Consider the following 8,288-nt stretch of genomic DNA (forward strand, 5'->3'; position numbering starts at 1 on the left):
ACGGTGAGTTATGAAAAGAAAAATCATACAAATTACATATGATAATAGAATTCTTATTGCTCTATGTGATGATGGAACAATATGGAAAGGATATCTTGGAGAAAGTACAGTTTGGTATCAACTTTCAGATGTTCCTCAACCAACAAAAGAAGAACAACCACAACTTGATCTCACATTAAGTATAGACCTATATAAATTGAATACTATTAAGGACAACTGATGATTAATATCAATAATATACCAATACATATTTGGCAACCAAGTCAATTAGATTTTAGTAATCTACCACATTTAAATGATGGTATACATTATTATATCAATTGCGATCTGAATCAAGATCAATATGATTCTCTTCTTGACATTGTTAAAGAGAAACTACATGAAAGCCTAAATTTATCAGAACATCTAGGTGCAGGTGTAAAATGTCTTATCAAAAATACTCCTATATTTGATCTGTCATTCAACGATTGTCAAATAAATCAACATAATATTAATGTGATTAGACCCTATATGTCTAATCAATCATTAGCTATTTGGGGAAATCTGTTTGTATTTGATGATATTGGTTATCCTTTCTTTGATAAACCTGAGAAATCAATTCATTCTAAGTTTATCGAATTAGCCAAAGAAAGAGATGCAATGATCGAGACAAATTTAATATCAGAAATTAAATTACTCGAACACCAACGAGCCATCCTTCTACAAATTGTTAATGATTTGGATAAACAAATAGAGAAACTACGATCAAATAAATTTATTCAGGAGAAACATAAATGAAACTCCTTAAAGAAACTACTACAACTTTCCCACCTAAAATTAGACATACTTATCTAACAACAAAAGATAAATCTCAATTATTAGGCTATATCCCTGTGGGACAAACAAAATTAATCAGATTCAAAATACCTAAACAATTCACCTACAGAGATAGAACTTTCCAAGAAATTAAAATGTAATCCCTCAATAATATTGAGGGATTATAATTTTTATACTGTTGTATTATAGGTACCAACAGAAAAAACATGTACATAATAATCTGTTTGTCCAATAGTAATTGTCGTTACAGTTCCTAAATTACCAAACAACACCGGTGACTTTGGATACATCTTTTGATATCTTAATATCACTGTTCCACTTCCCCCTGCCCCACTAACATTCGTACTCGCATGCGACGCTCCACCACCACCAGATCCTGTCCCATTAACACCATTTGTAGCTTGTGCTTGCCCACCATATCCATCAGCTCCTCGACCACCTACACCAGATCCTCCATTATATCCTGGATCAACAGATGAATAAACAGATCCACCTCCACCACCAGCATACCATAATGCAGTTCCAGTTATCGATGATTGTATACCAATTCCACCTACAGGCGGATACGTACTATTAGCAGCTCCACCAGCTCCACCACCACTTCCAGCATATCCAGCAATTCCACCATATTGTGGTGGAGTTGGTCCACCCGTTCCACCAAGATTACCTTGCCCTACTGTTCTCGTTCCTATTGTACCTCCACCTCCAGTTCCTCCTGATGAACCACCTGATCCTGAAGCATTTGCTCCAGAACTACCATAACCACCACCAATAGCAGTTAAAATAGTACCACCAATATTAAGAATAGAATTACTCCCATTATTACCATGAGTACTTCCTGTTCCGGAAACACTTGCTCCTCCTGTTCCAGTTGTTATACTAACAGATGTACCTTTAGCAGGAAATGCTACAGTCCCCTGTAATAATCCTCCTGCTCCACCTCCACCAGAATAATAAGCACTTCCTCCAGATCCTCCACCTCCAACAATTAAATAATCTAATGTTGATGGTAATACTCCTGGTATCAATACGTTCGCTACATCAATAGCACTTATATAATAAACAAATGTCATCCTTTTCTCCTTTCAATATGTACTTCTATTTATTATTTCCCAGTTGACTTTTTCTATTTTTTATATTATAATATCTCTCAATTTGCTTAAAAGTTTATGGATATTATTTCAAGAAAAGAAGCTAGAGAACAAGGATTAATTAGATATTTTACTGGTGTTCCATGTAAACACGGCCATATGTCTGAAAAACTTACTTCATCTGCTACTTGTCTCGAATGTATTAGACTCGACTCCGCTAAAAGTCGAAAAGAAGATTGGCCTCGCGTACATAAACATTATAAGAAATATGCCAAGACCCACAAAGAAACTTTAAATAAAATTGCACGATCATCTTATAATCGTAAAGATAAACAAGAACGAACACAAATACAATTTGATCAAAGACAATCTAGATATACTTCTTATTTGTTGTCAAGAGTAAAAGGTAGAGCTAAACATAAAGGAATTGAATTTAATATCACACTAGATGATATTGTTATTCCAACACATTGCCCTATATTAGGTATTCCATTGGATTTTAATAAAGGACATAGTAGAGATAGTACACCATCTATAGATAGAATAGATAACAAATTAGGTTATATCAAAGGAAATATTGCAGTTATAAGTATGAAAGCAAATCGTTTAAAAAGTGACGCCAGTATATCTGATGTCAGAGCCATTCTATCATATATGGAACAACATTTAGAGAACAAAGTATGAGTTATCAAAAACATCTACATTTACCCACTAATACAAAAGGACAAGATTATATCGTTGGAGATTTACATGGACATTACGATATCCTTATGGAACTATTATCTAGGATTAATTTTAATCCCGAAGTTGATAGATTGATAAGTTGTGGAGATATGATTGACCGCGGACCTGATTCACTTAAATGTGCTGAACTAATATACGAGGATTACTTTTATTGCACATTAGGAAATCATGAACTTATGATGATTCAATCCATCCTCAAAGGTAATTCCCAATATCACGAAACTTGGATATATAACGGTGGTCTCTGGCATAAAGCCTACTCAAAAGAAGAATTAACACAATTAGCTTGGGATATTGCCCATAAACCACTTATCATCTCAGTGGGCGAAAATGAAAATAGATTTAATATAACTCACGCAGAACTTGTCGCTTATAACCATTATCACGAACTTCAACTAATCGATAACTCTTGGATCGATGATTGGAAATTTAATTCCGGTCAAGAAGATGATATCCTTTGGGGTAGACAAATATTTAATGCCCATTGGTCCTATCACCAAAATAAAAGAATCTTTACAAAAAGACAATTCCATTCTAATCAATTATCTCCTACTTATGTCGGTCATACAATGACACAAAATTCCGACCTCATCCAATTTCAACAACATATCTATTTAGATACAGGTATATCTTTAGGTAATAAACTTTCTATCGCCTCCCCTACCCTTAATAAATATTTTCAATTAGATCATAAACATTTCCTAACTACTAAAAACCTTAACGACATTACTAAAATAAATACCCCATAATACAATCTAATTACATAGAAAAAGGACTTTCTATTATGAATAATAACTTACCACTCAATTCATTCATCATCGCCAAAAAACCAGAATGCCCTTGCAGAGGCGGCGGCTTTACCCAAGTTCAAGGCACTATACAAAAAATTATTTCTAATCAATCTGGTACTTGGTATTACCTCTCTTCTGGCTCAACCATTAACGCAGATTGGATTATCTCATCACAAACCCCTAATCAATAATAAAGGACTATTATTATGTTTACCATCTTCCTCTCTATCTTCATCTCCCTCATCCTAATCTTCTCCTTGAAACAAATCTCTACCTATTCAAATTTCATCAGAAACTTTATCCTAACCGCAATCTCTCCAGATGTCAAATCTAAACTTCACCCAAATTTCCACCCCATCACAAATATAGCCATCATCCATCATTTCCTTTGGACCTTAATCTGGCTACCCATTACATTTATTTCAATCATCCTTCTCATATCTAACCTCTTCTTCCAACTCCCCGATTGGTTAATTATAATCATTCCCTTCATAACCGCTTCCTCCTTAACACCAATCATTACTTTCAAAAAACCACATTGGCTTACCCAATGGTCTAATAATATTATCATCTCTACTCAATTAGTTCAATTAGATAACGTTACTAACCAATTACATCTAATCAAAAATCAACTACAACAAGTAGTCAATGATCAAATATCTTTGTCAGATTCAGAACTTAAACAATTATACTCTCAAGCCTACTTCCTTATCTCTATATCCCAATCACTTAAACATAATATAGAACTACAATCCAATAAATTATAATTGTTCCAACAGTACCATTACTTTAATACAATATCAATACGAATATCAATTAATCAATGGTACAGTATACCTATACTAGTAAATATATCAATAGTACCATACCTTTACTAGTAAACATAATTAATACATATTCACACTATATGGGGTCATCATATATCATATCAATTAATACTCTCTTATCATATTTCATCACTATACACAAATAGTTATCATATATGATAACTTCCACAGATTCCGCACTGTATAACATCATAACATAATACTATTCCCTATAGCCCATAATACCCTTCTATATCAATATATTACACTCAATTACATAATGGTCCAGTAACAATGGGGTGCATTTACACCCCTAACGGCTATTATTGGACGAACACCCACAGTTTCTGCGGCTTCTACTATGGTCGAGTTTGAATTATGGTGGTGATGAGATGGTTGTTTCTTGTATGAATAACAGGAAAAAATGTGTTTGTCACGCGGGTGAGTATAAAAGTTTTAGGGTAAAGGTAAGATTATAAAGGATTTATCATATATGATGACTATAGAATGTATCATTACCTAGTTATGATATATGATCAAACACACTACTCCAGGTCATGATATTTCATATACCTTCCTAAACTATTTTAAATAGTTATCTAACTTATTGATTTTATTGAGAAATTTTACTTTAACCAAATTGGTAATTAAAAGATTGTAAAAAATGGGTGAACAGAAAGAGTCAAAAAATGTGTTTTTCACCCGGGTGAGTATAAAAACTAACATTTGGACTGAGGTTTTCCCAGTTGATTTTTTGTAAAAAGGGAGTAATATCTTCATTTTATTAATTATATAGAGAGCCATTATGTATCAAATAATACAAGATGATAAATTTCAGTTAGAGGTAAAGACAGTTACATTGGAAGAAGCAACTGATGTATTATATCAATTGGATGATATATGGGATATGTACAATAATGGAAATAAAATACCATATTATTGGGAAGCTAAACCTACTTCCGTTATTGTATCTATGAGTGATGATACATATCTCAAATTGGGTGTATTAATAACTGATATCATGTCTAAAGTAAAGACAAAGAAGGACAAATATGATGTTAGTTTTTTAAACATATCAAAGTATAAATGGACGAGTTTAAACAAAGATGTATTACAATCAATTGGGTTAAAATATAGTAAGGATAGTATCAAATTATTTGAACTTAAACCAGGAAAGACAAAGCCAAGTGGATATGCAATGATAGAATTGCGTGAGCGTGCGGTTCATCGTGTCTTTGATATTTTGGGTCAAAAGTTTGGATATGGATCGGATGGAGAAGTTAAGTTTAAGAGTAGGAAGAAGGAACAACAAGAAGGAGTAATTAAATTGGGTAAGTTTCATAATATTAGTGTTAATGAAGTTATGAACATGGATGGTAGACTTCCATTTAGTGATGTAGCAAAGGGAAAATGTACGACAGAGGAAGGTGTAAAAGTAACATTGAATGAATTTATTAAATGGTGGAATGGAATATAAATTTTGTCCACTTGAAAATTTTTCACTTATTTAATATAATATATTTTTCAAAAATTAAAAAGTGAGGAGAGACGAGATGAGTTCAATAAAGGGTTATTTGGACAGTAAGAAGGTCAGAACGTTTAGTTTGGCTGGATTGACAACTGATATTGGTATCATCATGAAGGAATCAAAAGATGAATGTGCCATTGGTGAACAAATCTTTAAGATCATGTTAGATTATGATCAGAAGTTTGATGATGAGTTATATGCCAGGATTAGTGTAAAAAAGTTAATGGTTGAGTTATATTATATGAAATATGAATTGGATTGTGAGGTCAAGAGTCTAGTTCAAAAAGTATTGGCATATGCTCAACATTTCTGTGATGATCCTGCCTGGTCATTCTTAAAGAGTAATGAGAAGGATATAATTGATGAGGAGGGAAATGTTATACTTAAACCAATGCAAGAAGTTAGACAACAAGTGGTGGAAGGAATAACAACTAAGGTTGCTATTAAAACGGATGCAGTGACGGGTAAGACCAAAATCAAGAAAGGTGGAAAAAGGATATTATGTTTGGAAATGTATCGTAAACATGTTGTGGACGAAGGAATGTCTAATAAGGACTTTGTCAAGTTAATTATTGAAAAACTTGATTTGACGCAAGCAGGTGCAAACACATATGCCTGGAATTGTAAAGCTGGGATATGGGTTTAATTACCCAATTAATCAAAAATCCCAGTTGAAAAAGAATTAAAAATCAGTATAATAATGTTAACAATTTAAACAAATTGTTACCACTTAAATTCATCTTCAATATTAAGGAGACTATTATGTCTACAAACACAAACAATTCAACCAACAACGCATCTGATTCTGAAATCGAACAGCGTGTGGCCTACAATGAATATACATTGGAATGTGCTGCGGCTGGTACAAAACCAAAAACATTTCATCAATGGGCGAATGTTGGTAAGATGTTCTCACCAGCCGAATTGGCTAAAATGAACGGATCGGCTGCTCCTGTTGTTAAAGCTGGATCAACTGAAGTACCAAAAACAATGTTGGCTCGTCGTGTATTTGCACGTCATGCAGCAACAGGTACATTGGTACGGAAAAACATTATCAATGAGTTCCAATCAGAAGCAGGTTGCACACCAGCTGGTGCAAACACTTATTATGCCAATATCATGGCAGAATACAAAAAAGATCATGTTGGGTTTATGGCCAAACATTATGTCGCTCCTACGGCTGAAACAACTGAAGAAAGTACTTCAGTTGATCTGAAAGAAGGATTGGTATCTGAAGATCATTCAGTAGATCCAAATCTGGATTTGGATGCTGGATTTGATACCAGTGACTTCGATTCAGTTGAAGACAACGATCAAGAAGAAGCTGCTTAATCCAATCTAAAGGATGAACATTATATAATGTTCATCCTTTTTTATTTGTAGGAGGATAGTATGGCTGTTAAAATCAATAAGGTTGTGAGACATGATAGTCTCTCAATCAAAGCAACCTATCCAATGGGTTCAATTAAGTTCAAAGTAAATCGATCAGGTGAGACACTTGAATCAACTGGTTTATCAAAAGTTGAACTCAATAAGGTAGTGAAGTTGTGTAAGTTCTTGCCTGGTGAAGTAAATGGACAACGAATTGACAGATTGGAGCAAGAGTTCAAGAAGTATAATTCTGTTCAAGCATTAGCTGCATCAATTCAATAATTAATATTATAACCATTCATATGAATGGTTATATTTTATTAATCAAATAATCCACAGTTGATTAATAAAATATAAGTAGTATAATATTAACAAAAAAATGTGAGGGAATATATATGGCCTACGATGATGATTTTAATAATGTATTAGATAGTATCTTTACTAGTAGTAATTATACTGATGATATAAATGGATTATTGGATGATGAAGATCTTCCTTTAGTTAAAGGTAAATCGAGTAATATTCAGGATAACGATGATTCTGATATTATTATTGTCTCTAATCAATTTGATCCATCTGAATTTGCTGATGATGGAAGTAGTTATGGATCAGATGATGAAGAGGATATGACAGTATCTATCTCAACTATTAATAAACAAAATAAAACTATTAGTAGTCCATTTCCTAATCCAACAGGATACAAGAACAAAATGGAGCATGCAAGAGCAATATATGCTCGAGAGCGTGCAAAAGGTTTTACTAAACGGGCACACTTCATTGCTCTTTTTCAATCTGAAGCAGGATGTACACCAGCAGGTGCATCTACATATTATGCAACAATAAAGAATAGTTAGGGGGAACTAAATGAGTATTGGTCTGATTGTATTAATAGTGTTATGTTTAGTCTCTATTGGTATCTTATTATGGTTATGTTATAAAGCACCATTAGGACGAGAAGACAAAGATGGTTATCATAATCTTGATGACCAATAATTTATTAATATTATAAGTTAGCCAATAAGAATAAAATCAACTGGGAAATCCCAGTTGATTAATTATTTAATTAGGGTATAATAATTAATAATATAAGATTATATGGACATAACTTATGACCGCTAGAGCGGGGTACTATATTTGTTTA

11 protein-coding genes are annotated in these 8,288 nt (G+C 33.0%); 10 read left to right on the forward strand and 1 reads right to left on the reverse strand.

Annotation, left to right across the window (positions count from 1 at the left end; genetic code table 11):
* Nucleotides 1–10: 10 nt before the first annotated feature.
* Nucleotides 11–220 (forward strand): hypothetical protein, encoded by a 210-nt coding sequence (locus EO766_RS12470; protein ID WP_287101224.1) that lies wholly within the window; start codon nt 11–13, stop codon nt 218–220.
* The gene (locus EO766_RS12475) at nt 220–777 is read left to right on the forward strand and encodes a hypothetical protein (RefSeq protein WP_287101226.1); all 558 of its coding nucleotides are present in this window, start codon (nt 220–222) and stop codon (nt 775–777) included. Before EO766_RS12470 ends, EO766_RS12475 begins: the two co-directional genes overlap by 1 nt.
* A gap of 209 nt (nt 778–986) precedes the next feature.
* Here the strand turns inward: EO766_RS12475 and EO766_RS12480 are convergent, their stop codons facing one another.
* Nucleotides 987–1,889: a glycine-rich domain-containing protein gene (locus tag EO766_RS12480; protein WP_287101228.1), complete on the reverse strand. Its 903-nt coding sequence runs from the start codon at nt 1,887–1,889 to the stop codon at nt 987–989.
* A 96-nt stretch (nt 1,890–1,985) separates the two neighbouring features.
* Here EO766_RS12480 and EO766_RS12485 point away from each other — a divergent pair, with 96 nt between their 5' ends.
* From EO766_RS12485 to EO766_RS12520, 8 genes are all read left to right on the forward strand, one after another.
* Nucleotides 1,986–2,591, forward strand: a complete 606-nt coding sequence (locus EO766_RS12485) for a hypothetical protein (RefSeq protein WP_287101230.1) — start codon at nt 1,986–1,988, stop codon at nt 2,589–2,591.
* The gene (locus EO766_RS12490) at nt 2,588–3,400 is read left to right on the forward strand and encodes a metallophosphoesterase (RefSeq protein ID WP_287101240.1); all 813 of its coding nucleotides are present in this window, start codon (nt 2,588–2,590) and stop codon (nt 3,398–3,400) included. Before EO766_RS12485 ends, EO766_RS12490 begins: the two co-directional genes overlap by 4 nt.
* A 35-nt stretch (nt 3,401–3,435) precedes the next feature.
* Nucleotides 3,436–3,633: a hypothetical protein gene (locus EO766_RS12495; protein WP_287101241.1), complete on the forward strand. Its 198-nt coding sequence runs from the start codon at nt 3,436–3,438 to the stop codon at nt 3,631–3,633.
* A 1,420-nt stretch (nt 3,634–5,053) separates the two neighbouring features.
* The gene (locus EO766_RS12500) at nt 5,054–5,725 is read left to right on the forward strand and encodes a hypothetical protein (protein ID WP_287101242.1); all 672 of its coding nucleotides are present in this window, start codon (nt 5,054–5,056) and stop codon (nt 5,723–5,725) included.
* A 61-nt stretch (nt 5,726–5,786) separates the two neighbouring features.
* Nucleotides 5,787–6,422, forward strand: a complete 636-nt coding sequence (locus EO766_RS12505; protein WP_287101244.1) for a hypothetical protein — start codon at nt 5,787–5,789, stop codon at nt 6,420–6,422.
* 116 nt (nt 6,423–6,538) lie between these two features.
* Nucleotides 6,539–7,108 carry a hypothetical protein gene (locus tag EO766_RS12510; RefSeq protein WP_287101245.1) on the forward strand — a complete coding sequence of 190 codons (570 nt, stop codon included), beginning with the start codon at nt 6,539–6,541 and terminating at the stop codon, nt 7,106–7,108.
* Between the two features lie 60 nt (nt 7,109–7,168).
* Nucleotides 7,169–7,429, forward strand: coding sequence for a hypothetical protein (locus tag EO766_RS12515; RefSeq protein ID WP_287101246.1), 261 nt, complete (start codon nt 7,169–7,171; stop codon nt 7,427–7,429).
* Nucleotides 7,430–7,542: 113 nt separating this feature from the next.
* Complete coding sequence (locus EO766_RS12520; RefSeq protein WP_287101248.1) at nt 7,543–8,001, forward strand: hypothetical protein; 459 nt, start codon at nt 7,543–7,545, stop codon at nt 7,999–8,001.
* Nucleotides 8,002–8,288 lie beyond the last annotated feature (287 nt).

It is taken from the genome of Hydrotalea sp. AMD (assembly GCF_004100315.1).
GTDB lineage: Bacteria > Bacteroidota > Bacteroidia > Chitinophagales > Chitinophagaceae > Hydrotalea > Hydrotalea flava.

What these genes read in the sequence shown, in the direction of transcription:
- EO766_RS12470 (WP_287101224.1), top strand. Translation starts at nt 11, where the DNA reads ATGAAAAGAAAAATCATACAAATTACATATGATAATAGAATTCTTATT.
- EO766_RS12475 (WP_287101226.1), top strand. Translation starts at nt 220, where the DNA reads ATGATTAATATCAATAATATACCAATACATATTTGGCAACCAAGTCAA.
- EO766_RS12480 (WP_287101228.1), bottom strand. Translation starts at nt 1,889, where the DNA reads ATGACATTTGTTTATTATATAAGTGCTATTGATGTAGCGAACGTATTG.
- EO766_RS12485 (WP_287101230.1), top strand. Translation starts at nt 1,986, where the DNA reads ATGGATATTATTTCAAGAAAAGAAGCTAGAGAACAAGGATTAATTAGA.
- EO766_RS12490 (WP_287101240.1), top strand. Translation starts at nt 2,588, where the DNA reads ATGAGTTATCAAAAACATCTACATTTACCCACTAATACAAAAGGACAA.
- EO766_RS12495 (WP_287101241.1), top strand. Translation starts at nt 3,436, where the DNA reads ATGAATAATAACTTACCACTCAATTCATTCATCATCGCCAAAAAACCA.
- EO766_RS12500 (WP_287101242.1), top strand. Translation starts at nt 5,054, where the DNA reads ATGTATCAAATAATACAAGATGATAAATTTCAGTTAGAGGTAAAGACA.
- EO766_RS12510 (WP_287101245.1), top strand. Translation starts at nt 6,539, where the DNA reads ATGTCTACAAACACAAACAATTCAACCAACAACGCATCTGATTCTGAA.
- EO766_RS12515 (WP_287101246.1), top strand. Translation starts at nt 7,169, where the DNA reads ATGGCTGTTAAAATCAATAAGGTTGTGAGACATGATAGTCTCTCAATC.
- EO766_RS12520 (WP_287101248.1), top strand. Translation starts at nt 7,543, where the DNA reads ATGGCCTACGATGATGATTTTAATAATGTATTAGATAGTATCTTTACT.